26 protein-coding genes, 1 tRNA gene and 1 pseudogene are annotated in these 26961 nt (G+C 63.0%); 5 read left to right on the top strand and 23 right to left on the bottom strand.

The genetic code is table 11. From position 1 onward, the window contains the following. Positions 1-13: 13 nt before the first annotated feature. From BBBF_RS02535 to BBBF_RS02510, 6 genes are all read right to left on the bottom strand, one after another. Positions 14-805 carry an isoprenyl transferase gene (locus BBBF_RS02535; protein ID WP_021648443.1) on the bottom strand — a complete coding sequence of 264 codons (792 nt, stop codon included), beginning with the start codon at positions 803-805 and terminating at the stop codon, positions 14-16. 4 nt (positions 806-809) lie between these two features. Beyond that, positions 810-1592, bottom strand: a complete 783-nt coding sequence (gene recO, locus BBBF_RS02530; protein WP_021648442.1) for a DNA repair protein RecO — start codon at positions 1590-1592, stop codon at positions 810-812. 64 nt (positions 1593-1656) lie between these two features. Beyond that, on the bottom strand, positions 1657-3282 hold the full coding sequence (locus BBBF_RS02525) for an alpha/beta hydrolase family protein (protein WP_021648441.1): 1626 nt from the start codon (positions 3280-3282) through the stop codon (positions 1657-1659). Positions 3283-3549: 267 nt separating this feature from the next. After that, entirely contained in the window at positions 3550-4812 is a 1263-nt protein-coding gene (ispG, locus tag BBBF_RS02520; RefSeq protein WP_013389636.1) for a flavodoxin-dependent (E)-4-hydroxy-3-methylbut-2-enyl-diphosphate synthase, read from the bottom strand. Positions 4813-4929: 117 nt separating this feature from the next. Further along, positions 4930-6120 carry a 1-deoxy-D-xylulose-5-phosphate reductoisomerase gene (gene dxr / locus BBBF_RS02515; RefSeq protein ID WP_021648440.1) on the bottom strand — a complete coding sequence of 397 codons (1191 nt, stop codon included), beginning with the start codon at positions 6118-6120 and terminating at the stop codon, positions 4930-4932. Positions 6121-6177: 57 nt separating this feature from the next. Further along, positions 6178-7752, bottom strand: coding sequence for a DivIVA domain-containing protein (locus BBBF_RS02510; RefSeq protein WP_021648439.1), 1575 nt, complete (start codon positions 7750-7752; stop codon positions 6178-6180). Between the two features lie 235 nt (positions 7753-7987). Between BBBF_RS02510 and BBBF_RS02505 the strand changes: the two genes are divergently transcribed. The 3 genes from BBBF_RS02505 (at position 7988) to BBBF_RS09495 (ending at position 8858) form a co-directional block, all read left to right on the top strand. Continuing rightward, positions 7988-8061: transfer RNA gene (locus BBBF_RS02505), tRNA-Val, on the top strand. 43 nt (positions 8062-8104) lie between these two features. Continuing rightward, a complete protein-coding gene (locus tag BBBF_RS09930; RefSeq protein ID WP_003812227.1) occupies positions 8105-8269 on the top strand; it encodes a hypothetical protein in 165 nt (54 codons plus the stop codon). A gap of 127 nt (positions 8270-8396) precedes the next feature. Then, positions 8397-8858 (top strand): GNAT family N-acetyltransferase, encoded by a 462-nt coding sequence (locus tag BBBF_RS09495; RefSeq protein WP_074740526.1) that lies wholly within the window; start codon positions 8397-8399, stop codon positions 8856-8858. A gap of 157 nt (positions 8859-9015) precedes the next feature. Here the strand turns inward: BBBF_RS09495 and BBBF_RS02495 are convergent, their stop codons facing one another. From BBBF_RS02495 to BBBF_RS10505, 8 genes and pseudogenes are all read right to left on the bottom strand, one after another. Then, positions 9016-9234, bottom strand: coding sequence for a helix-turn-helix transcriptional regulator (locus BBBF_RS02495; protein WP_003812223.1), 219 nt, complete (start codon positions 9232-9234; stop codon positions 9016-9018). A gap of 108 nt (positions 9235-9342) precedes the next feature. Next, positions 9343-10083, bottom strand: a complete 741-nt coding sequence (locus BBBF_RS02490; protein ID WP_177179426.1) for a pseudouridine synthase — start codon at positions 10081-10083, stop codon at positions 9343-9345. 43 nt (positions 10084-10126) lie between these two features. Further along, a complete protein-coding gene (smpB, locus tag BBBF_RS02485) occupies positions 10127-10606 on the bottom strand; it encodes an SsrA-binding protein SmpB (protein WP_003812219.1) in 480 nt (159 codons plus the stop codon). A 99-nt stretch (positions 10607-10705) separates the two neighbouring features. Next, positions 10706-12166, bottom strand: a complete 1461-nt coding sequence (locus tag BBBF_RS02480) for a CHAP domain-containing protein (protein WP_013363207.1) — start codon at positions 12164-12166, stop codon at positions 10706-10708. Between the two features lie 135 nt (positions 12167-12301). After that, the gene (gene ftsX / locus BBBF_RS02475; protein WP_003812215.1) at positions 12302-13225 is read right to left on the bottom strand and encodes a permease-like cell division protein FtsX; all 924 of its coding nucleotides are present in this window, start codon (positions 13223-13225) and stop codon (positions 12302-12304) included. A 434-nt stretch (positions 13226-13659) separates the two neighbouring features. Beyond that, positions 13660-14646, bottom strand: a pseudogene (ftsE, locus tag BBBF_RS02470) (cell division ATP-binding protein FtsE); the annotation flags it as partial. Positions 14647-14690: 44 nt separating this feature from the next. Next, entirely contained in the window at positions 14691-15818 is a 1128-nt protein-coding gene (gene prfB / locus BBBF_RS02465; RefSeq protein WP_003812212.1) for a peptide chain release factor 2, read from the bottom strand. Between the two features lie 112 nt (positions 15819-15930). Further along, complete coding sequence (locus tag BBBF_RS10505; RefSeq protein WP_003812210.1) at positions 15931-16062, bottom strand: hypothetical protein; 132 nt, start codon at positions 16060-16062, stop codon at positions 15931-15933. A 138-nt stretch (positions 16063-16200) separates the two neighbouring features. Between BBBF_RS10505 and dapD the strand changes: the two genes are divergently transcribed. Beyond that, entirely contained in the window at positions 16201-17220 is a 1020-nt protein-coding gene (gene dapD / locus BBBF_RS02460; RefSeq protein WP_003812208.1) for a 2,3,4,5-tetrahydropyridine-2,6-dicarboxylate N-succinyltransferase, read from the top strand. A 369-nt stretch (positions 17221-17589) separates the two neighbouring features. On the opposite strand, the gene BBBF_RS02455 is transcribed toward dapD, so the two are convergent. Next, entirely contained in the window at positions 17590-17934 is a 345-nt protein-coding gene (locus tag BBBF_RS02455; protein ID WP_003812206.1) for a DUF6176 family protein, read from the bottom strand. A 280-nt stretch (positions 17935-18214) separates the two neighbouring features. Between BBBF_RS02455 and BBBF_RS02450 the strand changes: the two genes are divergently transcribed. Next, the gene (locus BBBF_RS02450) at positions 18215-18538 is read left to right on the top strand and encodes a hypothetical protein (RefSeq protein WP_013363204.1); all 324 of its coding nucleotides are present in this window, start codon (positions 18215-18217) and stop codon (positions 18536-18538) included. 117 nt (positions 18539-18655) lie between these two features. Here BBBF_RS02450 and BBBF_RS02445 read toward each other — a convergent pair whose 3' ends face one another. From BBBF_RS02445 to BBBF_RS02410, 8 genes are all read right to left on the bottom strand, one after another. Then, positions 18656-19597, bottom strand: a complete 942-nt coding sequence (locus tag BBBF_RS02445; RefSeq protein ID WP_003812200.1) for an RluA family pseudouridine synthase — start codon at positions 19595-19597, stop codon at positions 18656-18658. Next, positions 19594-20271 (bottom strand): signal peptidase II, encoded by a 678-nt coding sequence (locus tag BBBF_RS02440; protein ID WP_003812197.1) that lies wholly within the window; start codon positions 20269-20271, stop codon positions 19594-19596. Before BBBF_RS02440 ends, BBBF_RS02445 begins: the two co-directional genes overlap by 4 nt. Positions 20272-20274: 3 nt before the next feature. Beyond that, positions 20275-21576, bottom strand: a complete 1302-nt coding sequence (locus tag BBBF_RS02435) for a DivIVA domain-containing protein (protein ID WP_003812192.1) — start codon at positions 21574-21576, stop codon at positions 20275-20277. A 109-nt stretch (positions 21577-21685) separates the two neighbouring features. Continuing rightward, positions 21686-21967 (bottom strand): YggT family protein, encoded by a 282-nt coding sequence (locus tag BBBF_RS02430; RefSeq protein ID WP_003812190.1) that lies wholly within the window; start codon positions 21965-21967, stop codon positions 21686-21688. Between the two features lie 127 nt (positions 21968-22094). Then, positions 22095-22565 (bottom strand): cell division protein SepF, encoded by a 471-nt coding sequence (locus BBBF_RS02425; protein ID WP_003812187.1) that lies wholly within the window; start codon positions 22563-22565, stop codon positions 22095-22097. Between the two features lie 21 nt (positions 22566-22586). Further along, positions 22587-23864 carry a cell division protein FtsZ gene (gene ftsZ / locus BBBF_RS02420; RefSeq protein ID WP_003817337.1) on the bottom strand — a complete coding sequence of 426 codons (1278 nt, stop codon included), beginning with the start codon at positions 23862-23864 and terminating at the stop codon, positions 22587-22589. 151 nt (positions 23865-24015) lie between these two features. Beyond that, positions 24016-25158, bottom strand: coding sequence for a tRNA dihydrouridine synthase DusB (gene dusB, locus BBBF_RS02415; RefSeq protein WP_029414608.1), 1143 nt, complete (start codon positions 25156-25158; stop codon positions 24016-24018). Between the two features lie 228 nt (positions 25159-25386). Then, entirely contained in the window at positions 25387-26907 is a 1521-nt protein-coding gene (locus BBBF_RS02410) for a glycine--tRNA ligase (RefSeq protein ID WP_013363202.1), read from the bottom strand. Positions 26908-26961 lie beyond the last annotated feature (54 nt).

Below are 26961 nucleotides of genomic sequence, written 5' to 3'. Positions count from 1 at the left end.
CGAAACGGGAATCCTATTTCTTCACGCCGCCGAATCTGCGATCGCGGTGGATGTAGTGGTCGATGGAGCGCCAGAGGACATCGCGGCCGCAGTCGGGGAACAGTTCGGGCACGAAATCAAGCTCGGCGTAGGCGGCCTCCCACGGCAGGAAGTTCGACGTGCGCTGCTCGCCGGAGGTGCGGATCACCAGATCGCAATCGGGAATGTCGGGGTTGTACAGGTGGTCGGCGATCATCTTCTCGGTGACGCGGTCGCCCTTGATGCGTCCCGCCGCCACCTCGCGCGCGATCTCGGCGCAGGCATCGGCGATCTCGGCGCGGCCACCGTAGTTGATGCAGAACACCACATCGATGACCTTGTTGTGCTTGGTGCGCTCCATAGCCACCTCAAGCTCGTCGATCACCGACTTCCACAGCTTCGGGCGGCGACCGGACCAGCGCACTCTCACGCCCCAATCGTCCATCTGCGCGACACGACGGTGGATGATCTCGCGCGAGAACCCCATCAGGAAGCGCACCTCCTGCGGTGAGCGCTTCCAGTTCTCGGTTGAGAACGTGTACAGGCTCAGATACCGCACGCCGGCCTCGATCGCACCGGCGATCGTGTCGAACACCACAGGCTCGGCCGCCTGATGGCCGTCCGTGCGCACCAGCCCGCGCTGCTGCGCCCAGCGGCCGTTGCCGTCCATGATCACGCCCACATGACGGGGCACCTTGTTCTTCGGGAAATCCGGGATACGCGCAGGATCGGAAAATGGCGCCACCGGAATGTCCAGCGACGTGTAATCGACGTTTTCAAAAGCCATACCGCTAATCTAGCAAGCGCAAGGAACGAATGGGGCGTTCCAGATAATACTCGCCCCAGTCTTCAACAAATCGCAACACCCGCGCATCCGGCGGAGCCCCGTCAAGCACTCCCCAATCCCCGTCGACCGCCGCCGAGAGCTGCACCACCTCGTCCGGGTCGATGCGTTTCGCATCGGGCGTGCGGTCGGTCGAACACATCAGCCCGCCGGCGGACGGGGAGAAGAACATCGGGCCCGACATGCGGCCCTCCCCGGCGCCCCCGTCATCGCCGCTCTCCCCGGCGACCGGCGAGACGGCGACATGCCGTCCGCACACCACGCATGAATGCAGCCGCGGAGTCCACCCGGCCAAAGCCAACGCACGCAGCACATAGGATTCCCCGATCGCCGCCGCCGGATGCGCGTGACGCGCCAGCGCGTTCAGCCCGCCGACCAGCAGACGGTACTGCGCGACGGCCCGCTCCCCTTCGGCGGACACCAGCTTGTCGGCGGTCTCCACCATGACATTGGCGATGCCGTACGCCCCGTAATCGGCGCAGATCTGAGCCGCATACGCCGAAATGGACTCGGCCTGCGACACCACGTCCAGGGTCCGCCCAGTGGCGATGAGCACGTCAACTCGCATGAACGGCTCCAGCCGCCCGCCGAACCGTGATTTCACACGGCGCACGCCCTTCGCCACGGCTCGGATCTTGCCATGGCTGCGGGTCAGCAAGGTGACGATGCGGTCGGCTTCACCGAGTTTGGTCGTACGCAACACGACGCCTTCGTCACGATACAGCGGCATAAGCGCTTCCTCCCGTTCCTCGCGTATCCATTGGTTCCGCCACCGTTCGCTGCGGCGGACGCCGTCAGTAGACGAACAATCCCCAGAACGCGAACATCAGCAGAACCGACAGCATGGTGACGGCCGTCACCCAGAACAGCACGCGTCCAAGTCTGGTCGAGGCGAGCACCGGATCACGGCCTGTCATCACATCCCCGATCGCGCCCTTGCGCGGAGGGAACCGGATGACACCGCGCAGCGACGCCACTTCGATCAGACGGGCCAACACGCGGGACCACGCCCACACCACCACTGTGCACACCACCTGGATGACCGGCCAGCTCCAATACATGAGTCCGGGCTTCTCTGGCGGAGCACCGCCCCAGGCAATCTTCACCACACCCATGATGACCTGTCCGAGACCGGCGCCGAACAGGGCCAGCGTGGCCACGGTAGTGACCGTCAGAGTGAGCAGCTGGTTGCCGAAACCATGCGAGAACCCCAGCGCCGGACCGGTGCGACGGATCATCGCGCGTATCTTCACCACCAGCGCGACCACGGCGATGACCAGCGAAAGCACCATCATGAACACCATGAACACGTGCAGCAGCAGCCCGTACACCGTCAGGCCGCGATTCGCCTTCAGGTCTTTCGGCACTGCTATCGACTGATACAGGTTCACGCCTCCCACGCGCTCGCTCGTCTGGCGCAGGCCCTTCGCCGTGCCGACCGCCCAATCCACCACGTCAGCGGCGTACTGGTCCGCGAACGGCGTCCCGGTTTCGGATTCGTCGCCCAACCGGAGCACATGATTGGCCACGGGATAGCCGCGGATGCTCACGTCATGGTTGCCCGCGCGCAGGGCCATGTCCACGATCGCCTCCACGCCCTCCACCTGGGCGGTCATCACGTCCTTCGATCCATACGCTACCAGCGTCGGAATCGAATACGCGCTCGGCTTGAGCGTATGGACGTCGGGAAGCGTGACGCCGAACAGCGCGAAATCGATGTTGAACACGCGCCGGACTATCGACTGGTATCCGTCATGGGCTCCGACCAGCGCGAAATCCTGTGCGGCGAGGAACCCTATCGCCTGTCGCGGCGTGAACACCATCGGGCTGAGCAGCACCTGGAACGCGATGTCCTTGTCCATGTCCAGCAGATATGACGACACCCATGTCGATTCCGAGGTCGCGTAGATGCCGACCTCCCTGTCATCCACGTTGTCGAGGCCGCGCAACATGCGGATCACTTCGTCATAGACGGCCGCCGAGCCCGTATAATCGCGTGTTATGTCGTTCGTGGACCATACCGGCTTGTCGAGCACGGCGGTGACGAATCCCGCGGACGACAGGTCATAGGCCATGTCGACGAACGAATCGACGGCGGAACCGTAGCCCGCGCCGTGCATGAACACCATGCCGGGCAGCTTCCCGGAGACGCCGACAGGCTCGCGGATGATGACATGCGTGCGTTGGATCTCGCCCGTAGATGGTCTCTTCGCGTCGAACCATACAGACCGCTCGCTCACCTCGTACTCGCCGCGCTTGGCGAGGTGAACGCCGCCCGGGTTGTCGAACGTCACGCCGGTATCGGCGGACAGTGTCGACAAAGTCTGCCCTGTGGGCTCATTGTTCCACGGCATGGCCGTCGCATTGGAGACGAACACCAGCAGGCCGATGAGGATGATGAAAATCGGCACGGTGCACATCAGACGGCGCCATCGCGTCCAGGCGGCCGGCGACGCCTTGTCGCCCGGTTGCCGCCGCGATGCGGCCGATTCGTCGGATACGCGCGACTTCCCGTCTGCGGGACGTTCGCCGCGGCGGATACGAAACCTGTTACGCTGCCGATTCAACACGCAACCATACTAGCCAATCCGCCGGTCTTCTGCGCTGTGAGCTGACGACATCCGGCCGCGCTCAGGCCGTCCGGCCGGATGCCGGCGGCGACGGCGGCCGGACGCCGATGAAAAACCTCAGCGAACGGCGTTCATCGCGTTCGGATGCTGGATGGGGATGACGACAGGGCCGGTGGCGCCTACCGGCACCTGTCCGTCGGCCTCCATCTGGGCGGCGATGTCGTTGGCCCGCGCGAGCAGCGTCTCGACGATCTGGTCTTCCGGCACGGTCTCGATGACCTTGCCCTTGATGAAGATCTGTCCTTTGCCGTTGCCCGAAGCCACGCCGAGATCGGCCTCGCGGGCTTCTCCCGGCCCGTTGACGATGCATCCCATCACGGCGACGCGAATGGGCGCGGTGACGTTCTTGAGTCCCTCGGTGACCGCGTTCGCCAGCTGGATGACATCGACCTGGGCGCGACCGCAGCTCGGGCATGAGATGATGTCGAACTTGCGCTTGCGCAGTCCCATGTACTCCAGCAGCTTGCAGCCGACCTTGACCTCCTCGACGGGCGGTGCGGACAGGGACACGCGGATCGTGTCGCCGATGCCTTCGGCCAGCAGCGCGCCGAACGCGAGGCATGACTTGATGGTGCCCTGCCATGCCGGCCCCGCCTCGGTGACTCCCAGATGCAGCGGCCAATCGCCCTTGGATGCGAGCAGCCGGTAGGTCTGCACCATCGTAATCACGTCGTGGTGTTTGACGGATATCTTGAAATCGCGGAAGCCGACGTCCTCGAACATGTGGGCTTCCTTGAGCGCGGAGGCGACGAGCGCCTCGGGCGTGGGACCGCCGTACTTGGCGTACAGCTCCTTGTCGAGCGATCCGGCGTTGACTCCGATGCGCAGGCTGACGCCCGCGTCGGTGGCGGCCTTGCAGATGTCGGGGCCGACCTGGTCGAATTTGCGGATGTTGCCGGGATTCACGCGCACGGCCGCGCAGCCGGCGTCGATGGCCTGGAACACGTACTTCGACTGGAAGTGGATGTCGGCGATGATTGGAATCGGCGATTTGGCGACGATCTGCGGCAAGGCGTCGGCGTCATCCTGGCTGGGCACCGCTACGCGCACGATGTCGCAGCCTGCGGCGGTGAGCTCGGCGATCTGCTGCAGCGTGGCCGGCACGTTCGCGGTGAGCGTGTTGGTCATCGACTGCACGGAGATGGGGGCGCCGCCGCCGACCGGCACCGGCCCGACCATGATGCGACGCGATTTGCGGCGCGGATGCAACGGGCTCTCGCTGATATCCGGCTCTCCGGTCTTGCGGAACGATCCTGTCACGGCCGACGCCGTTCCTGTGGTCGCGGATGTCTGTGCACTGGTTTGCGGCAACGCGCTCATGCTGATGATTGGTCTTTCCTGTTCGATTATGCGCGACACCACATCCATGCCGGGGCATGACTGATTGATCGCATGGCTGTGCCATGCCATCAATCCGGGCGCGGTCGCGCGAATGATTCACTTCTGACTGTTTATCAAATCATCGGCTCGCCGGCGCGCCTCACGCTCGACTTGACCCATTTCCTCCACGGATGCGAACAGCGGGTTGCCGCGAAGCTCCCCGTCCATCGCGTCGACGACCTCCTTGACCGTGTCGACGATGCCCAGATAGGGCAGTCGATGGTCGAGGAAGGCATGCACGGCCTGCTCGTTCGCTGCGTTGAGCACCGCGGTATGCTTCTCCGACGCGCGTAGGCACTCGCGCGCCAACGCGACGGCGGGGAACGCCTCGTCGTCCAGTGGCTCGAATGTCCACTCGCTGGCATGCGTCCAGTCGCACGCCGCCGCGACATCACCCAGACGATCAGGCGCCGACAGGCCCAAGGCGATCGGCAGCCGCATGTCAGGCGGGGACGCCTGGCAGACGGTCGCTCCGTCCACGAACTCCACCATCGAGTGCACGATGGATTGCGGGTGCACGGTCACGACGATGCGATCCGGCGCCACGTCGAACAGACGGCTCGCCTCGATGACCTCCAGTCCCTTGTTCATCAGGGTGGACGAGTTGATGGTCACCACGGGTCCCATATGCCACGTGGGGTGGTTGAGTGCCTGTTCAGGGGTGATGTCGCTCATGTCGGCGCGCTTCCAGCCGCGGAAGGGACCGCCCGAGGCCGTGACGACCAGTCTGCTGACCTCGGCGTGGGTGCCGGACCGCAGCGACTGCCAGATGGCGGAATGCTCCGAGTCGACGGGATTGATCTGGTCATCGCGCACTTGCGCGCCGAAAAGCAGGTGACCGCCTGCGACGACCGATTCCTTGTTGGCGAGCGCCAGCTGAGAACCAGCCCTCAGCGCCGCAATGGATGGTTCGAGTCCGACCGAGCCCGTGATGCCGTTCAACACCAGGTCGGCACCGGAACCGGCGATGGCGTTGACCGCCTGCGGCCCGGCCTGAATCTGCGTGTACCGAGCTCCGACCTCCTCAAGTGCCTCATGCAGCGCCGGAACGGCGGCCTCGTCATATACGGCCACCTGCGGCACATGATGACGTACGACCTGCTGTGCCAGAAGCCGCACATGCGCGCCTCCGGCGACCAGACCGGTGACGGTGAACCGCTCCGGATGCCGACTGATGACATCCAGACCTTGCGTGCCGATCGAACCGGTCGATCCGAGAATGACAACCGTATTCCTATACTGGCTCATTGCAATGCTTCTTTATGTCTTCTGTGGTGTATCCGTCTTCCCGCGCCGACGAAATGGTCAGTCGTTGTCCTTGCCGAAACCGCTCAGTCCGCTATAGAACTCGCCCGTGTTGAGCGTGGGGAACGACAGGTCGGGGATGTCGAAATCGAGCTTGCTTTCCGGGCTGAGGTACATGCTGGAGAATAGGTCATCCGACGATGACTTGTGAGAGCCATCGGATTGCGTCTGCGCGGCATCGTCTACGGCATGAACGGGAACGTTCGCCGACGGCGACGAGGACGGCGCGAACGACGGCAGGGCCTCGACACTGGCATCGGTATGGGCGTCGGAGGCCACGGGCTGATCGAAGACCGGCATGGGGGCCGGCGCGGAGGGAGCAACGGCGGGTGCGGCTGCAACTGGCTCCGCGGGAACCTTCACGGACTTGGCGACGCGTTCGGGAGCCTGGGGCTCGGCGACTGCGGCCGGCTGATCGGATACCGCGGCGTACGAGGGGGCGAACGATGCCGGTGCCGCCGGGATGGCCGGAGACGGAATCTCCTGCGCCGGGGCAGGAGCCGCGGCATGATCCGCGCTCACGTTGCTCGAACTCACGCTTCTGCCGGTGCGCCGGGACAGCGCCGCCAACGACGACTGCGACTCCGGGGCGGAGGCTCCGTCCGAGAACGCGGACGGAAGCGCTGAGGCGGGCGCGGATACGACCGTACCGGACATGCCGGCGGGAGCGAAGGAGGGAGGAACGGACTGCGCATCGGCCGCGACGCTCGGCTCGTCGGCCGTCTGCGATGAGAACAGCGCCTCCTCTGCCTCATGGAGGGCATGGAACGATTCGTTCGCGGGTGCGAAGGACTGAGGCTCCGCTTCCTGCCGCGCCGGCGACGGCGCATGTGCATAGGCGTTGTCCGCGCCGAACAACGGCGTCACACCCGCGTCGGAGGCGCTCCTTGCACCGGACGAACGCCGGCTGCCGCCGGATTCGTGACCGCCACCGACATAATCGGAGACGCGCGCGAACGATTCGAGACGGCTGAGCAGCTGCACGCACGAGTTGAGGTAATAATCGACCTGACGCTCGTCATAGCCGTTCTTGCCCTTGCGCTGCGTGAACACCACGTTGGAGACGGCACCGGAATTCAGATCGGCGAGCTTGCGCACGTCCTGTTCGCTCACGCCGTCCACGCCAAGGCCTGCGGCGGCCTTGTCCACGATCTGGTCGATCAGTCGGTCGACCTGCTTGCGGTCGTACGACGGCCGGCGATCATGTCCGCGCGCGAACCGCTCCCCCGTTCCGCGGTCGGCGTGCTCACATACCTGACGGTACAGCTCTTCGGTCTGGGCCTTCCACGCCACACGACCGTACTCGGTAATCTCCCGCGTCGTCTGCTTGTCGACCACGGCCTGCTCCAGCCGAGACAGCGCCGCATCAACCTGGGTGATGTCATACCCGCCCTTGCTCAGATCGAAGGACACGTTCTGGATGTCCTGCTGCGTGAGATGGGCATCCTCGCTCTCGTAGAGCGCATGTGCACGATCCAGGAAAGCGTCCACCTGATCGGGATCGTATCCCCATTTGCGCTTCCCAACGCGAGCGATCCCCGATGCGCCTTTATCTGCCCCGTCTTGATGCGCCATTGGTGTATCGACCTCCTACGGATAGTACTTCTCTTGCACACTTTACGTGAGTGTTGAGACGCAGCTTCACATTTGGCCCAGCAAAACGGCATCCTCACACGTCTTTCGCACGATTACGGCATATATCATGCGCCGGCAAGCACAGCATCGCCACGGTTCGACCGACGGCGGAATTCCACCCAACGACACTCGGCCGGCGTCCCGATACAGACTATACGATACAGTGTGAGTCTGCGGGCAATTAGCTCAGTTGGTTAGAGCGCCACCTTTACACGGTGGATGTCAGGGGTTCGAGTCCCTTATTGCCCACACATTACGAAACGGCGGAACACCGCCAATATCAGGCACCGGTGTGAAACTGATTCCGGCATACGCGCCGCCTGAGGACGGCAAGCCGCGCAACGCAGTGGACGAGAAATGGATGAAGCTGACCAACAGCGCTCGCCACTATCTGTCACGCAGGGCAAACACCCGGGAAGACACCGTCGATGAATCTGAATCTCGTCATCGAGCGTGAATGCTCCAGAGACCATCAGACAGCCCTCAGACAGTTCCTGTGCTGCAAGCCAGGAGACCCCGAATGGGCGATGGATCCACAGAGATATATACGCGGTCTCTGCGTGCGCAAGACCCCGACCGGAGTTATGCGCACGCTTCTTGTCGTATCCGGGGACATTCCCCTGCATGATGAAGTGGTCGGCTTCTGCGAATACGGTGTCGGCGTGGAAACCACCAAGGAGCACGAAGGCATCTACCAGATTTCGTACATCGCCACCGCGCTGAAGGTACGGGGGCAACATCTCGGAGACACGCTGCTCACCTCGGTGATTATGAGACTTCGTGATGATGCGTGGCGTTCCAATCGCACGCCGCTCGTGCTGACTCAAGTGGATCCGCGCAACAAGCCAAGCATGGATTTGTTCTCTCGCTTCGGATTCGTGGATGAGGGGCCAGACCCCAACGACCTGGAATACCATCTGCTGTCCCTGGAATTCACCGGCACCAATTACGTAATTGGTGATCAGCAGGGCTTTCCTGCTGCTTTTCATCACAATATACCTATCGCGTTCGTCCGTGACCTTTTCGGCTTGGCTGTCAATACTTGATTGAGTAAAGGCGAAGAAGAAATCAATCACACTCCAGGCAAGCGGAACAATTCCGGCTATAGGAAATCTTGTTGCCATACCGCGGAAGGCAGCGATACCCAAGCAGGCAATTCCCAGAATCAGAACCACGATCGCCGTAACGAAACTTCTCACATTGTTAATTCGCTTCCTGATCCTTGTCCTCCAATTCCCTGTTTTCTTTGAGACAACACAATTCTTCGACAGTCACGCCGAACACTTCCGCAATTCGGTAGGCCAACATTAGCGATGGACTATATTGTTCCTTTTCGATGGAAATAATCGTTCTGTTTGAAACATGGACCAAGTCGGCCAATTGCTGTTGCGTCAGCTTTGATTGTTTTCGCAGTTCTCTCACTCTTGTCTTCAATCAATTCCTTCCATAACATGAAGCTTACTTCTCATGAAGTTAACTTCATATTACCGCCAAGACGCGAACACGTCAACAGAAAAAGTGAAGTAAACTTCACCAACCCAGAGGTATGCGGGAGATGAATTCGCGCGGCTCCCCGCTGACGGGGTCGGTGAAGCGCAATGACCGCGCGACCAGTTCCAGCGGCGTGGAGAAGTCGTCATAGGCGCGTTCGACGATACGCGGATAGAAATCATCGCCATGGATCGGCAACCCTATCGAGTTCATGTGCACGCGCAGCTGATGGGTCTTGCCGGTGAGCGGGTGCAGCTCGTAGGCGCGCAGACCGTTCCTCCCGTGGCATAAGCGCCCGCCCATCGAGGGATATCCTTCCGCCGCGAGATCGATCACCGTCTCGGCATTGACGGCCTGCGGCTCCTCGAACGCCTGCAGCACGCCACGCAGCTTGGTGATGTGCGAACGTCGGCGCAGCGGGAACACGGCAGGAGGGTCCAGCCGCTCGACGGTGCCGTATCGCGGCCGTGTCGTCGGCCGGCACGGAGCCAGGCATTCGTAGGTCTTGCTGACCTTCCGGCCCTGGAACATCATCTGGTATGCGCCCCGCAGCGCTGGATCCCTCACGAACACGACGATGCCGGCGGTGAGCCGGTCCAGCCGATGCGCGGGCGTGATGTCCGGCTCGTCGAACATCTCGCGAAGCCGAATCAGCGCGGTCTGCCGATACCACATGCCGCGCGGGGTCGTCGCGAGGAAATGCGGCTTGTCGATGACGATGATGCCGGCATCCTCATACACCACGTCGATATCGAACGGGATATGGGGCTCCTCACTCACCCACCGGTACGGCCTGTCCACAGCGCTTTCCGTCCGTCGGCTCTCACCGGGAGCGCATGTTCTTGTAGCGCATGGCACGCAGCGCCTCGCGCTTGTCCTGCTCCTCACGCAGCGCCTGGCGCTTGTCGAACTCGCGCTTGCCTCGTGCGAGGGCGATCTCGGCCTTCGCCCGACCATCCTTGAAATACAGGCTGAGCGGCACGATGGTGTACCCCTTGGCCTCGATCTGACGGGACAGTTTGACGATCTGCTGCGCATGCAGCAACAGCTTGCGCTTGCGCTTGGGCGCATGGTTGTTCCACGTGCCGTTGAGATATTCGGGGATATTGGCACCTTCCAGCCACATTTCACCCCGACGGTCAATGGAGACGAACGCCTCGGCGAGCGACGCCCGCCCCTCGCGCAGCGACTTGACCTCGGTCCCGGTCAGCACCAGTCCCGCCTCGTACTTGTCCTCGATCAGGTAATCATGCCGGGCCTTGCGGTTCTGTGCGATGAGCACAGTGCCCTGTTCCTTTGCCATGGTCTTCCTCTTCAATCACTCACATCAACACAGACATCATGAGACCAGACCCGCTTGCACGGGCCGTGACCGGACGAATCGGAAAACACCACCCGGAACTCAGTAATGCACGTATTGGAAATTACCAGCATTGTAAATCGTGCGCCATTGCGCCACGCCCTGAAGGCTGGCGCCGCACTCGGAGATCAGCACGGATCCGTCGCTGTTCACACGCTCGACGACCGCCACATGGCCGTAACGGCTGTTGGCGCCGAGCTGGCCTGCACGGAACACCATCGCGGCGCCGACGTGCGGCGTGCGGTTGACCAGATAGCCGAGGCTGCGGCCGGTGTTCGCCCAATCCTGCCCATTGCCCATGTATGAGCCGGTGGGCAGATGGTAGTAGTACACGCGGCGACGGTACGCATACCACGTGCACTGGCTCCACGGGTAGGCGCTGCCGCCCACCGTGTTGCCGGTCCTGTGCCCGTAGCACACCGGCATGCCCTCATAGCAGTTGCCGGGCACCGTGTAGTTCATGCCGTTGGCCTGTCCCGATCCGCCGGGCTGGGATCCGCCCGAACCGGAACCATTGCCGGAACCGGAACCGGGCTTGCCGGAACCGGAACCGGGCTTGCTGGAGCCGGCACCGGAACCGGAGCCGCTGCCCGACCCGCTGCCGGCGCCGGGCTTGATCTGCTGCTGTCCGCCGGTGCCGGCATTCGCCGAACCGGTGTTGTTCTGCACGCTCCACGAATCGATCTCGGCCTTCATCGACACCAGTTCGGCGGCCTCCTGTGCTTCCTTGGTGCTCAGGCTCTTCTTCTGCGCTTCCAGCTGGGCGCGTTCCTCGTCGCTCTTCTTGCGCAAGGCCTCCAGCTCACTCTGCTTGGACGCCGCATCCTCAGCGGCCTGCTGCGCGCTGGCCGCCTGGCTGTCCGCCTGGCCCTTGAGCTGGGTGATCTCGTCCTCGATGGCCGTGAGACGTTCCTTGCGGTTCATCGACGTGCTGAGGCTGGTGGCCGCGGCGTCGGCGGCATTCGCCTCACTGCGTGTGACAGCGGCATCCGACTGCATCTTGTTGACGAAGTCCTCGGTCGTGGTGGCATTGGTCACCACGTCCATCAGGGTGGAGGCGTCCGAGCCGTGGAAGCTTTCGCGCGCGAGCTGAGCGACCGCATCCTTGGCGTCATCGTAATCCTCACCGGTCTGCTTGATCTTCTCCTCAAGCGAGGTCCGGTCGTTCTTCGCCGCCTCAAGCCGCGCCGTAGTCGCCTCTGCGAGGCTCTTCGCCTGTTCGGCCTTCTGCTGGGCCTCCTGTACGGCCTTCTGCGCGGCGGGAATCTGGTTCTCGGTCAGGTCATTCAACGAGATGATGAGATCGGCAAGTTTGGAATCGACGCCGGTCAGCTGCTTCTTGAGGCTGTTGTGGTTCGATACCTTCTGCTGGTATTCATACTCCGTAACCGCAGCGGCCTGCTCGGGCGGGGCGACCACGGCCACCGATCCCGCCCCCAGGGCCATTGCGGCGGCAAGCGCCAAAGCGGTGAACGTACCCCCACGTTTCGCCATCTTCACCATTGTTGTCGCCCTTCCATTAATGCCGTATTTGAACGTATTGTAACGAATTAAACTGGATAAATGCGCCGCGTGTCATCCGGCAGCGAAATGATTCATCTCACACTTCGCGCATCCCGGACGACACGCGGCGGCAAGTCACACCTTGAGATAGCGTCGCAGCGATACCGCGGACGCAACCGCCGACAGCAGCATGGCCCCCACCACCAGCACGGGGGCGGTCAGCCACACCGTCGTCTGCGTGATGAACGGCATCCACTGCACGCTGGTCGCCAACCAATCGGTGACGAACACCTTGACGATGCCGCTCAGCGCGCCGACCGCCAGCAGCGATCCCAGCAGGGACGCCACCACGCCCTCCAGGATGAACGGCAATCGAATCGTCCAGTTCGAAGCACCCACCAGACGCATGATCTCTGTCTCGTTCTTCCGGGAGGCGGCGCTCATGCGAATCGTCGTCGCGGTCAGCATGATGGCGACGACCACCATGACACCGGCCAGCACGACGGTGACCACGGTGGCCCGGTTCAACACCGAGAACACCGGGTCGAAGATCTGCCGCTGGTCGACAACCGCCTCCACGCCCGTGCGCCCGGTCAGCACCTCCGACACCACCTGGTATTTGGTCGGGTCCTTGAGCTTGAGACGCAGCGAATCCTGCATATCGGAGGCGGTGAGGGTACGTCCCTCGTACACGCCGTTCGGGTACTGCTTGAGGAACGTGTTCTTGAAGAACTCCTCGCGGCTCATATACGTGATCTTTGACACGTCACTGCCGAGCTCGTTGTTGATCACGTCCTCAAGATCCACGATCTCCTGCTGGGTCGGCGCCTTGCCGGTCGAGCAGGACGCCGACTGGCTGGTGCCGTCCGGGCACAGCCACACCACGACCTCGACCTTGTCGTACCAGTCGCCCTTCGCCTTGGTGATCTGCGCCTGTATCAGCACGGACGCGCCGATGAACACGAAGGAGATGAACGTGACGAGCATGACCGAGATGATCATGGACACGTTGCGCCGCAGGCTGGTCCAGGTTTCAGACAGGATAAAACGCATTCTCATCGATTGTCCTCCTCGTTGCGAGCACCGTCGGCATCATCAGCACTACCGGCTTTTCCGGCATGCCTGTCGCGATGCCCCGGTTGGGCCGGCGGCGCCGGCGGCAGCTTGTGCGCGCGCCTCGGCTTCGTCTCGCCCCCCTCATCGGACGAGGAGCCCGGCTCTGCCGCCGAACCGGCCTGTTCGCTTTGGGATGTGGATTCATCCTGAGGATGCTCCGTCTCCGGCTGACCATGCGGTGCGGCACCATCCGCCGAATGCGGCGGTTCCGGCGGCTCGTGCCGTTCCGGCTGGGCGGCGTCCTCCGGCTGCGCGGACCGGGCATCATCCCGAGCCGTCGCCCGGTCGCTCGACTGAGCCGCGGCATCGGAGTGTTCATCCCCGCCCTGCTCGGCGCGGGCCTTCTGCTCCTCCTGCGCGGCAATCTGCTCAAGCGACAGGCCCTTGCCCCAGGTCAGCGTGTCCTCCACCGACTGGAACGCCTCACCGTAGCGGCCGGTACGTCCCGAATGCACGGAGCTCGCCAACCGGGCGATGCCTTCGTTCCGGATATTGCCGCTGACCGCCTTGGCGACCACTTCGATACCCTCGACTGCACCCTCCTCGCCACGGGCCTCGATAGTGGTGACCTGTGCGTCGAACGAGCCGGAATCAGGGCGGAAACGCGAATCATCCGACTGCCCGCTGATCGCCTCATGCGCCTTGGACGCGACATCGCTGTCGGGGAAGAACTCGGCGGAATCATACGAGCCCTGGGCCTCGTCGCGCACGATCTTGCCGGTATGCAGCTCGATGACGCGCTTGCGCATCGAGTTGACGATCTCCTCGTTGTGCGTGGCCATCACGATCGTCGTGCCGGTGCGGTTGATGGCGTCCAGCACCTCCATGATGCCCAGCGACGTCGTCGGATCGAGGTTTCCGGTGGGCTCATCGGCCAGCAGGATCTGCGGATGGTTCACATACGCGCGGGCGATGGCCACACGCTGCTGCTCACCGCCGGACAGCTCATGCGGGTAGTTGTTCTCCTTACCGGTCAATCCCACGGTCTGCAGCACCTGCGGCACCAGCGACTTGATGGCGGACCGGCGCGTGCCGATCACCTCAAGCGCGAACGCCACATTCTGCCACACGGTCTTGTTCGCCAGCAGCTTGTAATCCTGGAACACGAATCCGATGGAACGACGATACTGCGGCACCTGACGGTTCGTCAGACGGCGAAGATCATTGCCGGCCACTCGAATCTCGCCGTCCGTGGCCTCCTCCTCGCGCAGCAGCAGGCTCAGCAGCGTCGTCTTGCCGGAACCGGAAGCACCGACCAGAAACACGAAATCGCCACGTTCGATGTCGAGGTTGACATCATCCAACGCCGGCCTCGTACCCTTGGGATACACCTTGCTCACATGATCCAATGCGATGAGTGCCATATCGTCTCCTCACTCGCCCCCGGAGCCGGGAGCCAAGTCACGGTTTACTCTTCCTCTTCGGCCGCCTGGCGACGCTGCTCGTGACGCCAGCGGATACCGGCTTCGATGAACGCATCGATATCGCCGTCGAACACGGCCTGGGTCTGGCTGGTCTCGCAACCGGTGCGCAGATCCTTGACCATCTGGTACGGGTGAAGCACGTACGAACGCATCTGGTCACCCCAGCTGGCCTTGATGTCGCCCGCGAGCTCCTTCTTCTTCTTCGCTTCCTCCTCGTGGCGCAGCACCAGCAGTCGGGACTGCAGCACGGCCATCGCGGCGGCGCGGTTCTGGATCTGCGAGCGCTCGTCCTGCATCGTCACCACGATGCCGGTGGGAAGGTGGGTGATGCGCACCGCGGAATACGTGGTGTTCACGCCCTGGCCGCCGGGGCCGGACGAGCAGTACGTATCCACGCGGATATCGGTGTCCGGAATGTCGATGTGATCGGTCGCCTCGACGAGCGGCACCACCTCGACGGCGGCGAAACTCGTCTGTCGACGGCCCTGGTTGTCGAACGGGCTGATGCGCACCAGACGGTGCGTGCCGCCCTCCACGCTCAGGCGGCCATACGCATACGGCGCATCCACCTGGAACGTGGCCGACTTGATGCCCGCTTCCTCGGCGTACGACGTATCCATCACCTTGGCCTTGAACCCGTTGCGCTCGCAGTAGCGCAGGTACATGCGCAACAGCATCTGGGCGAAATCGGCGGCGTCCACGCCACCCGCGCCGGAGCGGATCGTCACGACCGCGGAACGCTCGTCATATTCGCCGTCCAGCAGCGTCTGGATCTCCATGTCATCCAGCTCCTGGGCGATGGAGCCGATCTCGGACTGAGCCTCGCTCAGAGAATCGGCGTCAGCCTCCTCCTGAGCGAGCTCCACCAGCGTCTCGACATCCTCGATGCGACGGTTCGCCTCGTTCAGGCGCTTCAGCTGCGCCTGAGCCGCGGACAGGCGGCTGGTCACCTTCTGCGCGTTCTCAGGATCATCCCACAGACCAGGCTTAGCGGCCTCGGTCTCCAACGTCGCGATCTGCGACTTCAGCCGTTCGATGTCCAACGCCTTCGCAATGGACTCATACTTCGACCGTGCCTCGCCGATTGCCTGTGAAAAATCAAATTCTGCCATCGAATACCACCATAATCATTGAACTTGTGAACGAATCGATTGTGTGACGACGCTGCCGACCATATGCGAAATCTCAAGCACCTCGCGTCACGGCAGGACGCCAATGATCGCGTCAAAGACCCGCATACACCGCGGGAATGACCAGGCTGCCGAGCATGGCCACGGCAATGACGATGCACACCGCACGCATGATGATGCGGCGGCGGCGCTCACGCTGCTCCCGTTCGGTCCTGTAGTCACTCATAGCTTTTCATCGTAGCCGCCCCGCTAGATTTTCTCCCGTGACGAAACCGCGCCACAATGATTCGGAACGGCAGCCTCATACGTGCCCATCTGCCCATAATATAGAAGCATCTACCGTTCATCCACCAAGGAGACAAGCATGACGAACGAACGCACCGCATGGGGCTGGGGACTGGCCAGCATCGATGCAGCCGGGAACACACTCGACGTCTGGTATCCGCAACTGACGCTCGGCGCCGCGCCCGAAGGCGCGAACCGCCCCAACCACGAGTTCGGGGCGCTGGCGCAGCCGCAGGCCGACGCCCGTGGCGTGCGCCGCGAGCCGGTGTTCACCGTAAGCTCCCTTGACGACCCGATCGCGGATGCGGCCGACGCCTACCTGCGCCTGCACCTGCTCTCCATGCGCCTCGCCCAGCCGAACACCCTCAACCTCGACGGCATCTTCGCCAAGCTCACGAACGTGGTCTGGACCAATTACGGCCCGTTCGCGGTCGAAGACTTCAACGCCCGCAAGCTCGATGTCGAATCGGCCGCCACCAGCGCCGCGCGCTCCTTCGCCGCCTCCGCCGGGCTTCCGGCCGCCGCTCCCGCCGCCACCGTCAACGTGCTGTCAATCGACAAGTTCCCGCGCATGATCGACTACGTGGTTCCCTCCGGCGTGCGCATCGGCGACGCCGACCGCGTGCGTCTCGGTGCCCACCTGTCCGAAGGCACCACCGTCATGCACGCCGGCTTCGTCAACTTCAACGCGGGAACTTTGGGCGTCTCAATGGTCGAAGGCCGTGTCTCGCAAGGCGTCGTCGTCGGCAACGGCTCCGACATCGGCGGCGGCGCCTCCATCATGGGCACCCTGTCCGGCGGCGGCAAGCTCCGCAACTCCATCGGCGAGCACTCCCTGCTCGGCGCCAACGCCGGCATCGGCATCTCGCTCGGCGACAACTGCGTCGTCGAAGCAGGCCTGTACGTCACCGCCGGTACCAAGATCACCGTCTGGGACAAGGCCAAAGCCGCCGCCGGCGAACCGCTGGACGTCGTCAAGGGCGCCGATCTGAGCGGCAAAGACAACATCCTCTTCATCCGCAACTCCGTCAACGGCCGCATTGAGGCCCGCTACCGGAAGACGGGGATTGAGCTCAACGCCAAACTGCACAAGAACTGATTGTGCGCTGGCGGAGCGTCCTCTGCATTATTCCTCGGGCGACATGTCTCAGTGCATATGGTTCTTCCGCCCCGGCGGCGAGGCGGAAGAACTTGCTCCATGCGTTTCCGACCCGAATGCAATGCCGTGTGTACAACGCCCGCGAAATGCCATAATGCGGACGTTGTCCCGCATAATCGCGGGAAACAGCGCACACACCCGTTGCCGCGAGCCACGGGTATTCCCGAAAACGCTGGAATTCCAACGAAACGCAGCAAGGCAAGTAGGGTCTCCAGGGAAATCGTTTGTACAACTTATGCATTTGACCGAAATGCATAAGTTGTACAAACGAGTCTGCAAACACAACGGCGTCGACGAACCGTCGACCAATCATCTCCGGAATACGGAGTAGTCGCCCAGCGCCACGGCAGGCTTCATCTCGGCGTAGTCGTGGTAGTCGATGCAGGCGTTCATGTACTCGTTGTGCTTGATGTCCAACGGATTCTCACTCTCCTTGAACACTTCGACAGCCTTATCATTGTCGTCGTAGATCACGTACACGTATCCGTACAGTCCGTCCGATTCCTCGTGCAGGAACCATGACTCGATATGCGCGCCCTCAGCCGGCATCGTCGCATTCGCTTCGGCCAAGTGATCGTTCAGATATCGGAACCATTCGCGGGCCAAATCCTCTTTGCCCGGCTTGATGCGGAACCTGTCCAACGAGGTATACATACTCATCCCCTTGTCTCATCATGCATGACACGGTCATTGTACAGGAGGGACATGTATGGCAGCGAATGACGACCATCAGTAAACACTGCGAAAATGCCACATGTAACTCGCGAAAGCTGAATCGAATCCGGCGCGACACGCCCAAAATGTGGATAACTCGGCAGCCTTCGACCACATTGTCCGTTCCGCTGGACAAAGAGTGTCTCCGTCGCATAGATTGCCATCAAGGATGATCCGCCGTCGCCAGACAATTCGCGGCAACGAACCACCAGGAGGAACAATGACGTCCGCAAATCAGCCACACTATGAGGATTCGCCGCCGGTCACCGTGCAGTCCGCGCCGACCATGCCGACTGCGGCATCGGCCCAATATTGCTCCTCATCGCATAATGCCTTGCGCACGCTCGGCTTTGCGCTGCTGGCGGCCGGCACAGTATCGGCACTGGCCGCAATCGCATGTTATATGTATCTCAATCGCGGCGTCTACAATCCCGCAGACGCCATCCTGCTGCTGGTTGAAGGCGTCGCGGCGTTGGCCTGCGTACCGCTGCTGGCGGCCGGCGTGGTCACTTCCGTCGTTGCATGGAAGAAACGCGATAAGTAAGAACAGCGGGGGCGCGAATTGGCGTTGGACCACCCCCAGTCGCTACGCGACAGCCACCCCCCGCCAGCGGGGGCGACAGTAGGATGACAGCGCTACGCGACAGGCCGATTGGGTACGCTAGTCGGCGGCTTCCAGACCAGTTGAGGCATGCCTGGCGCGCATAAGTTCCAGTGCATGGGCAAGATCGGCCGGGTAGTGGGATTCGACCGACGTCCAGAGATGGGTGCGGGGGTGGCGAAACTCCAGCTTCATCGCATGCAACCACTGACGGTCCAGGCCGAGCTCCCCGGCCAGCACCGGATTGGCCCCATACATCGGGTCTCCGACCAGAGGATGCCCGATCGAAGAGAAATGCACGCGAATCTGATGCGTGCGTCCGGTTTCGAGATTCACCGAAACCAGCGTCGCCTCGCCGAATCGGTCCAGCACGTCCCAATGCGTGACCGCCGGCTTGCCCGACGGCGTGACGCAGAAGCGGAAGTCCGACACCTTGGCACGGCCGATGGGCGCTTCGATGGTGGCCTTGTCCTCCTTGAGGTTGCCCTGGACCATCGCATGATAGGTCTTGACCACCTCATGCTCGGAGAACTGCCGCCGCATCTCCTTGTACGCCAGCTCTGACTTGCACACCAGCATCAGGCCGGACGTGCCCACATCCAACCGCGACACGATGCCCTGCCGCCCGGGAGCTCCGTATGAGGTGATGCGCACGCCGCGTTTGAGCAGGCTGCCCAATACGGTGGGGCCTGTCCATCCGGCTGAAGCATGTGCAGCGACGCCCACGGGCTTGTCGACCACGACGACATCGTCATCCTCATACGCGATGGCCATGTCGAGACACACCGGTTCCGGCTCATGCCGTTCTTCGGCGATGTCGAATTCGACGGTCTCCCCATACAGCAGCGTGCCCGACTTGGCGATCGCACGATCCAGCACGCGGGCTTGGCCGGATTCGATAAGATCCGCCGCCTTGGCACGCGAGATGCCCAGCATCTTGGAAACCGCCACGTCGAATCGTGACCCCACCAATGCGTCGGGCGCCGGAACGAGACGGCTCATGAAGCGCTCCTCTCCGAGTCATCAGGCTGACGGCTCGAAACGGTCACCTCCGTCCGGGATGAGCCGGACGATGCATCCTGCACCATCGCTGACGAGTCCTGCGATTCGTCCGCCGTGCCGTCTGACTCCCCGTCACGCGCCACGTCACCGGCATCCTCCCCCAGATGCTCAATCCGATCGAGGTCCTTGCGACTGAACGGCACATCCAGCACAATCAGCACCACGACGCCGATGCCGGCCATCACCAGATAGATATCGGCGACATTGCCCACGGACCAACCATAATTCAGGAAATCAACGACCTTGCCATTGAGGAACCCGTCCGCATAGGCCACGCGATCGATCAGATTGCCGAACGCTCCGGCGAACGCGAACGCGAACATCACCGTCCAGCGCATCGATATCGTGCGTGCCGCCAGCACCGCCATCACCACGCACGCCACCACGGCGAGCAGCGAAATCAGCCATGTGCTTCCCGATCCGAGACCGAGCGATGCACCCGGATTATGAACCAGCGTCAACGAAAGCAGGCCCGGGATCAGCGGCACTGTACGCCCGTCGCCCAACGCCTGCTGCGCCCACATCTTGGTGAGCTGATCGATGCCCAGCGCCACGGCCGCCACACATGCAAAGACGGCTACGCGAACACGCAGCCGTCCTTGGATATCCTTCATCGACTATTCCGCCTGCTTGCCGATCTGGCTGTAGTTGTTCGTATCGGACACCTGACGAGACAGCTGGCCGAGGAACTCGGTCAGACGCGCACGGTATTCGGCTTCGAACTGCTTGAGGCCCTGAATGTTGCCCTCGATGACCTTGGACTGGGTGGTGAGCTTGTCACGCACCTGCTGCGCATACTCATCGGCGTTGGAGCGGGTCTTGCTGTCGTACTCGCCGGCGCGACGACGCACCTCGTCCTCATAGTTGTCGGCCTGCTGCTGCGTGTTCTCGCGGTACGTGTCGGCATCCTGACGGGTCTTCACCGAGTAGGCGTCGGCGTCGGAACGAGTGCGCTCCGAGTATGCGTCGGCATCGGAGTGAACCTGCTTGTTGTACTCATCGGCCTCGGTACGGGTGCGGGACGAGTAGTCGTTGGCCTTGGTGACCAGCTCGTTGTACTTGTTCTGGCTGGCCTCGGTGATTTCCTTCGCCTTGGCCTTGCCCTTGTCGACGTACTGGTCGTGCAGCTGCATGGCCAGCGTCAGCATGGCGGTGGCGCGCTCGGGCTCGCTGCTGGCAGCGGCGGCGGCACCAGCGATCTTCTGCAGGCTGCCGGTCTCCGTGCTCGGCTCGACCTTGGCGACCTGCTCGCGCAGCTGGTTCTCGCGCTGCTTGGACTCCTCCAGCTGACGAGCCAGATCGGAGGCCTGCGCGGCCTGCTGCTGCAACGCATCGAGGTGCTTCTTGGCATCGTTGAGCTGCTGCTGGTAGGAGGCGGCCTGCTGCTGCGCTTCCTGCAGACGTCCGCTCATGTCCCTGGCGCTGACGCGGTACTGGTCGCGCTCGTTCTGCACCGCGGCGAGCTGCGCGGCGACATCGGCCTTGCCGGAGGCCTGGGCGGCCTGCGCGGTCAGCTGGTCGATCTGGCCGCTGAGGCGATCCACCTGATCCTTGAGCTGCTCGTTCTGCTGGGACAGCGCGCGGTTGCTCTCCTCGGCTTCGGTGAGTTTCGCCGCAGCCACCTGAGCCGCCTGATCGTCCTTGCTGGCGACGGGCGCCGCGGACTTGAGCTGCTCGTTTTCGCTCTGCAGTGACTGTACCTGCGCAGTCAACTCGGAAATCTTGGAGTTGAGCTTGGCGACGTCGGGAGGAAGGGACTGCGTCGCCTGGCCACTTGCAACGGCCTGCTTGCCAAGCGCCTCGACGGTTTCCGTCACCTGATCGAGAAAATCGTCAACCTCGTCGACATCATAGCCTTCCTTGAAACGCACGGTCTGGAAGGTATGCTCCCGTATATCTTTAGGCGTCAAAAGAGCCATAAAACTTACACCTCGCTTTGGGCACGATGCCTCGCTGTGTTGGTATCACTTTCCGATGCTAGCACGAACCCTGAAAGAACTCTCGCCGTATGCGTGATTACGGCGCGATTTACACCAATATTCTCAAGGCGACAAGTGCGGTGTACAGCACGATGAAGCTGACGTCCATCGCTATAGGCCCCATCGGTATGGGCCGGATGTAGCGTCGCAGCCAGCGCAACGGCGGCTCGGTGAGCTGGTAGACGACATTGATCAGCGATGCGACGACGCCCTTGGGATACCAACGCGGCGCAAGCACCGACACCCAATCCAGGATCATACGGACGAACAGCACCGTGATATAAGCGTCGATAATCCAGTCAATCACCAGACGCACTATTGTGAACACCATGCCTTCCAGCCTATCAAAACGGCATACAGCTTCATTGCCGTCAGCTGAACGTCAACTGGGCATTACCGCCGCCGCTGTCATGACGACGAATCGTCTACAGCCGCCAATCCGGCCGACCGCCGGCAGATCAGTCGGCGAACAGGTCGTGCGCCGAGGACGGCGCCTGCGGCTCCTCCACCTTGATGTTCACCTGGGCCGGGCTGAGCAGGAACACGCGCGGAGTGACACGCTCGATGGACCCGCGCACGCCGAAGACGACGCCCGCGGAAAAGTCCACGATGCGGTACGCCACGGCCTCGGAGACACCGGTCAGGTTGAGCACGACGGGCACGCCGTCGCGGATAGCACGCCCCACCAGCTGCGCGTCCTCGTAGGACTTCGGATGAATCGTGGTGATGCGGCTCACGCGACCCTGGAACGGATTCGACTCACGACTGGGCGCGGATGTCGGCGACGATGGCGCAGCCTGGGACACCGGAGTGACCGAATGATCGTCGTCGAATCCGGGATCCTCATCCTGGATGTCCATCGGCTCGTCGTCTTCGGCAACATCCGCCATGCCCAGATACTGCATCGCGTTCTTCATAAACCCAGCCATGACTGTTCAGTTCCTTTCGGCTCAGCGCAGAAAATCAGGGATATCGAGGTCGCCCAGGTCACCGGAGGAGACGATATCGTGCTCGGAGGTCTCGTCATCGATCGGCATCGACGCGGGGCCGCCCTTGCGCAGCGCGAAATCCGGCACCTGACGCGCCGCCGGATTGGTGGTGGTCATAGGCGTGTTCGCGGACGGCTGCGTGCGCACGGGGATGCTCGGCGCGACCGGCTGCTGCTGGTCGTGCGCATGCGTCGGCGTGACGGGGTCCGTGGTGTGGGAAGCCGGGATGGATGCGGCGGTCGTGGCGCCCTTCATCGAGGGTACGTTGGTGTTCTTGGAATCGGCGTCGAAACCGGCCGCGATGACCGTGACGCGGACCTCGTCGCCGTAGGCGTCGTCGAGCGCGAGACCCCAGATGATCTGGGCTTCGGGGTGGATGGCCTTGCGCACCAGCTCGGTGGCCGCAGAGGCCTCCTGCAGCTTGAGGTCGGTCGGGCCGGCGATGTTGATGAGGGCTCCGTGAGCCCCTTCGACGCTGGATTCCAGCAGCGGCGAGCTGATGGCGATCTCGGCGGCCTGCGTGGCGCGGTCCTCGCCCCGCGCGGAGCCGATGCCGAACAGCGCGGTGCCGGCGCCGCGAAGGATGGCGGTGACGTCGGAGAAGTCGACATGGATGTACGAGTTCATCGTGATCAGGTCGGTGATGCCCTGCACACCGGCGAGCAGCGCCGAATCGGCGGTCTTGAAGGCGTCGACGATGCCGATCGTGCGGTCGGACAGCTCAAGCAGCCGGTCGTTGGGGATGACGATCAGGGCGTCGACCTCCTTGCGCAGGTTCTCGATGCCCAGATCGGCGGAGGCGGAACGCTGCGGTCCCTCGAACGTGAACGGCCGGGTGACCACGGCGATGGTCAGCGCCCCCTGCTGATGCGCCGCGCGGGCGACGATGGGGCTCGCGCCGGTGCCGGTGCCGCCGCCCTCGCCACAGGTCACGAAGACCATGTCGGCACCCTTGAGCGCCTCCTCGATGTCGGACTGGTGATCCTGCGCGGCCTTGCTGCCCCGCTCGGGATCGGCGCCGGCACCCAATCCACGGCTTGAAGCGTCATTCAACGAGATCTTCACATCGGCGTCGGAGCGCAGCAAATCCTTGGCATCGGTGTTGATGGCCACGAACTGCACGTTCTGCAGGCCTTCGGCGATCATGCGGTTGACGGCATTACCGCCGGCTCCACCGACACCGACGACTTTGATGTTGGTCCTGTCGTTGAAATTGTCAGTCTGGGCAATCTCGCTCACCATTGTCTCCTGTCACTCACGGTTACGCATAACTCTATCGCAGAACCATTGATTATAAAGCTATTTTCTCGGCGTGTATCAACGTTTTTCCATCTCATTTGCACAAAACGACACACCATGGCCGCATTCGGCCCATGACCCGGATGCCGTCTCAGTATCCGGCGTCCATCGGATCGTCGCCGAACAGCGTCTCGCGCTCCTCGTGCGTGGTGACCCGAGAGTCGAGCCAACCGTACGGCAGATGCACTTTTTTTGCAAAGCGAACACGGCCGCGCGGCTTGTCCTTCACCCGTTCGGGGAAGGTGATGGCGGGATCGAGACGCGAGGTCTCGCGCTCCACGTCGGCGAGGTTCTCGCACTCCATGAACGCCCTGCGCGTCGTCCCTCCGACGGGGAATCCCTTGAGATACCAGGCGATGTGCTTGCGCAGGTCGTGCACGGCCATGCGCTCGTCACCGTCATAGAACTCGACGAGCAGCCGGGCGTGGCGCATGATCACGTCGCATACGGCCCCCAGCGTAGGGTTGACGCGCTCGTCGCTGCCCGCGAAGGCGTTCCTGATATCGGCGAACAGCCACGGCCGGCCCTGGCATCCGCGCCCGATGGCGACCCCGGCGCATCCCGTCTCGCGGACCATCTCCAGGGCATCGTCGGCGCCCCAGATGTCGCCGTTGCCGAACACCGGGATGTCCAGCGCGCCGACCAGTTCGCCTATGCGGCTCCAGTCCGAATGGCCGCCATAGTATTCCGCCGTGGTGCGGGCGTGCAGCGTGACGGCCGCGCACCCCTCCTCCTGCGCGATGTGGCCGGCTTCCATGAACGTCTCATGGCTGTGATCGATGCCGACGCGGATCTTGGCGGTAACGGGGATGTTCGCCGCCGAGCACACCTTCACCACGCGCTGAATGATCTCGCGGAACAGGTCGGTCTTCCACGGCAGCGCGGACCCGCCGCCACGACGGGTGACCTTGGGAACCGGGCAGCCGAAGTTCAGGTCCACATGGTCGGCCATGTCCTCATCGACGACGATGCGCGCGGCCTGCTCGACGATGGCCGGGTTCACGCCATACAGCTGCAGCGACCGGATGCGCTCGCTCGGCGCGAACCGGCACAGGCGCAGCGCCTTCGGATTGCGGGCGACCAACGCGCGCGCCGTAATCATCTCGGCCACGTACAGGCCGTCCGGGCCGTATTCCTCACACAGCACGCGGAACGGCCAGTTCGTGACGCCCGCCATCGGGGAGAGCACCACCGGCGTCGGCACGTGGATCGGCCCGAGATCGACTGGTGCCATCGTGACCGGTTCCTTCCCGGCCGGTGCGTCGGTGCGCGGGTCGAGCACGTCGGTCTCATGCGCGTCGACGGCGATGATCTGTTCAACGGTGTCTGTCACGGCTCTCCCCCACGAATCGGCACGGCTCATGCCATACATGTCTTGAATGTACAAGAGCCCCCTTGGTGAAAAGGGGGCTGTCCGAATGATGTTCAGCACCCGGCCCGGTGTAGTCGAGCCGGGTATCGATCAGTACAGGCCACCGGCCTCGGCGACCTTGACCGGGGCGGACTCGTCCACGCCGGTCTCCTTGGCGACGTCGGTGCCGCCGTCGGCGGCCTTGGTGCCGGTGATGCTGACGGGGCCCTCGGGGTAGCGCACGCGCTTCTCGGACACGCGGGCGGCCACGTAGTCGGCGACCTTGTCGAGCGCGACGCGCTCCTGCTGCATCGTGTCACGTTCGCGGATGGTGACGGCCTGGTCGTCGATCGTGTCGAAATCGACGGTGATGCACAGCGGCGTTCCGATCTCGTCCTCACGACGGTAACGGCGGCCGATGGCACCGGCCTCGTCGTAGTCGATCATCCACTCGTGCTGACGCAGGTCGGCGGCCAGATCGTGGGCGATGGACTGCAGCTCGGGCTTCTTGCTCAGCGGCAGCACGGCGGCCTTGACCGGAGCAAGACGCGGGTCGAGACGCAGCACGGTGCGCTTGTCGACGCCGCCCTTGGTGTTCGGCGCCTCGTCGACGTCGTAGGCGTCAACGAGGAACGCCATCAGGGAACGGGTCAGGCCGGCGGCCGGCTCGATGACGTACGGCACGAACTTCTCGCCGGCGGCCTGGTTGAAGTAGCTCAGATCCTCGCCGGAGTGCTTGGAATGCGCGCTCAGGTCGTAGTCGGTGCGGTTGGCGATGCCTTCGAGCTCACCCCAGTCGGAGCCCTGGAAACCGAACTTGTATTCGATGTCGACCGTGCGCTTCGAGTAGTGGGAGAGCTTCTCCTTCGGGTGCTCGTAGTGACGCAGGTTCTCGGGGTTGATGCCCAGGTCGGTGTACCAGCGGGTGCGGGTGTCGATCCAGTACTGGTGCCATTCCTCGTCGGTGCCGGGCACCACGAAGAACTCCATCTCCATCTGCTCGAACTCACGGGTGCGGAAGATGAAGTTGCCGGGCGTGATCTCGTTGCGGAAGGACTTGCCCATGTTGGCGATGCCGAACGGCGGCTTGGAACGCGAGGAGGTCATCACGTTCTTGAAGTCGACGAAGATGCCCTGCGCGGTCTCGGGGCGCAGGTAGTGCAGGCTGTTCTCGTCCTCGACCGGCCCGAGGTGGGTGCGCAGCATCATGTTGAAGTCACGCGGTTCGGTCCACTCGCCGCGGGTGCCGCACTCGGGGCAGACGATGTCCTTGAGACCGTTCTCGGGCAGCTTGTCGCCGTGCTTTTCGGCGTAGGACTCCTCCAGCTTGTCGGAACGCTGGCGCTTGTGGCACTTGAGGCATTCGATCAGCGGATCGTTGAACACTGAGACGTGACCCGAAGCGACCCATACGGCCGGCGGCAGGATGATGGATGTGTCCACGCCCACCACGTCGCCGCGGGTGACGACCATGGAGCGCCACCATTCACGCTTGATATTGTCTTTCAGGGCGACGCCGAGGGGGCCGTAATCCCATGCGGAACGGGTGCCGCCATAGATTTCGCCGGCGGGGAACACGAATCCGCGCCGCTTGGCGAGGGATACGACTTCATCGAGTTTAGAAACAGCCACAATGCACCTTCTGGTTTGAACGGTTTGGGGACTTAGTATGCTCGCACGAGTCTA

The sequence above is a fragment of the Bifidobacterium bifidum ATCC 29521 = JCM 1255 = DSM 20456 genome (genome assembly GCF_001025135.1).
GTDB lineage: Bacteria > Actinomycetota > Actinomycetes > Actinomycetales > Bifidobacteriaceae > Bifidobacterium > Bifidobacterium bifidum.
This window is presented reverse-complemented; position numbering and strand designations above follow the sequence as displayed.

Bases quoted from the DNA above. Each gene is read 5' to 3' on its own strand.
- BBBF_RS02445 (WP_003812200.1), bottom strand. From the start codon at position 19,597: ATGAGCCGTCTCGTTCCGGCGCCCGACGCATTGGTGGGGTCACGATTC.
- BBBF_RS02430 (WP_003812190.1), bottom strand. From the start codon at position 21,967: ATGGTGTTCACAATAGTGCGTCTGGTGATTGACTGGATTATCGACGCT.
- recO (WP_021648442.1), bottom strand. From the start codon at position 1,592: ATGCCGCTGTATCGTGACGAAGGCGTCGTGTTGCGTACGACCAAACTC.
- prfB (WP_003812212.1), bottom strand. From the start codon at position 15,818: ATGGCAGAATTTGATTTTTCACAGGCAATCGGCGAGGCACGGTCGAAG.
- BBBF_RS02510 (WP_021648439.1), bottom strand. From the start codon at position 7,752: ATGGCGCATCAAGACGGGGCAGATAAAGGCGCATCGGGGATCGCTCGC.
- BBBF_RS02480 (WP_013363207.1), bottom strand. From the start codon at position 12,166: ATGGTGAAGATGGCGAAACGTGGGGGTACGTTCACCGCTTTGGCGCTT.
- ispG (WP_013389636.1), bottom strand. From the start codon at position 4,812: ATGAGCGCGTTGCCGCAAACCAGTGCACAGACATCCGCGACCACAGGA.
- smpB (WP_003812219.1), bottom strand. From the start codon at position 10,606: ATGGCAAAGGAACAGGGCACTGTGCTCATCGCACAGAACCGCAAGGCC.
- dxr (WP_021648440.1), bottom strand. From the start codon at position 6,120: ATGAGCCAGTATAGGAATACGGTTGTCATTCTCGGATCGACCGGTTCG.
- BBBF_RS02450 (WP_013363204.1), top strand. From the start codon at position 18,215: ATGACGTCCGCAAATCAGCCACACTATGAGGATTCGCCGCCGGTCACC.
- BBBF_RS10505 (WP_003812210.1), bottom strand. From the start codon at position 16,062: ATGAGTGACTACAGGACCGAACGGGAGCAGCGTGAGCGCCGCCGCCGC.
- dusB (WP_029414608.1), bottom strand. From the start codon at position 25,158: ATGGCACCAGTCGATCTCGGGCCGATCCACGTGCCGACGCCGGTGGTG.
- BBBF_RS02435 (WP_003812192.1), bottom strand. From the start codon at position 21,576: ATGGCTCTTTTGACGCCTAAAGATATACGGGAGCATACCTTCCAGACC.
- BBBF_RS09495 (WP_074740526.1), top strand. From the start codon at position 8,397: ATGCGCACGCTTCTTGTCGTATCCGGGGACATTCCCCTGCATGATGAA.
- BBBF_RS02525 (WP_021648441.1), bottom strand. From the start codon at position 3,282: ATGTGCACCGTGCCGATTTTCATCATCCTCATCGGCCTGCTGGTGTTC.
- BBBF_RS02535 (WP_021648443.1), bottom strand. From the start codon at position 805: ATGGCTTTTGAAAACGTCGATTACACGTCGCTGGACATTCCGGTGGCG.
- BBBF_RS02440 (WP_003812197.1), bottom strand. From the start codon at position 20,271: ATGAAGGATATCCAAGGACGGCTGCGTGTTCGCGTAGCCGTCTTTGCA.
- BBBF_RS02455 (WP_003812206.1), bottom strand. From the start codon at position 17,934: ATGTATACCTCGTTGGACAGGTTCCGCATCAAGCCGGGCAAAGAGGAT.
- dapD (WP_003812208.1), top strand. From the start codon at position 16,201: ATGACGAACGAACGCACCGCATGGGGCTGGGGACTGGCCAGCATCGAT.
- BBBF_RS02425 (WP_003812187.1), bottom strand. From the start codon at position 22,565: ATGGCTGGGTTTATGAAGAACGCGATGCAGTATCTGGGCATGGCGGAT.
- ftsX (WP_003812215.1), bottom strand. From the start codon at position 13,225: ATGAGAATGCGTTTTATCCTGTCTGAAACCTGGACCAGCCTGCGGCGC.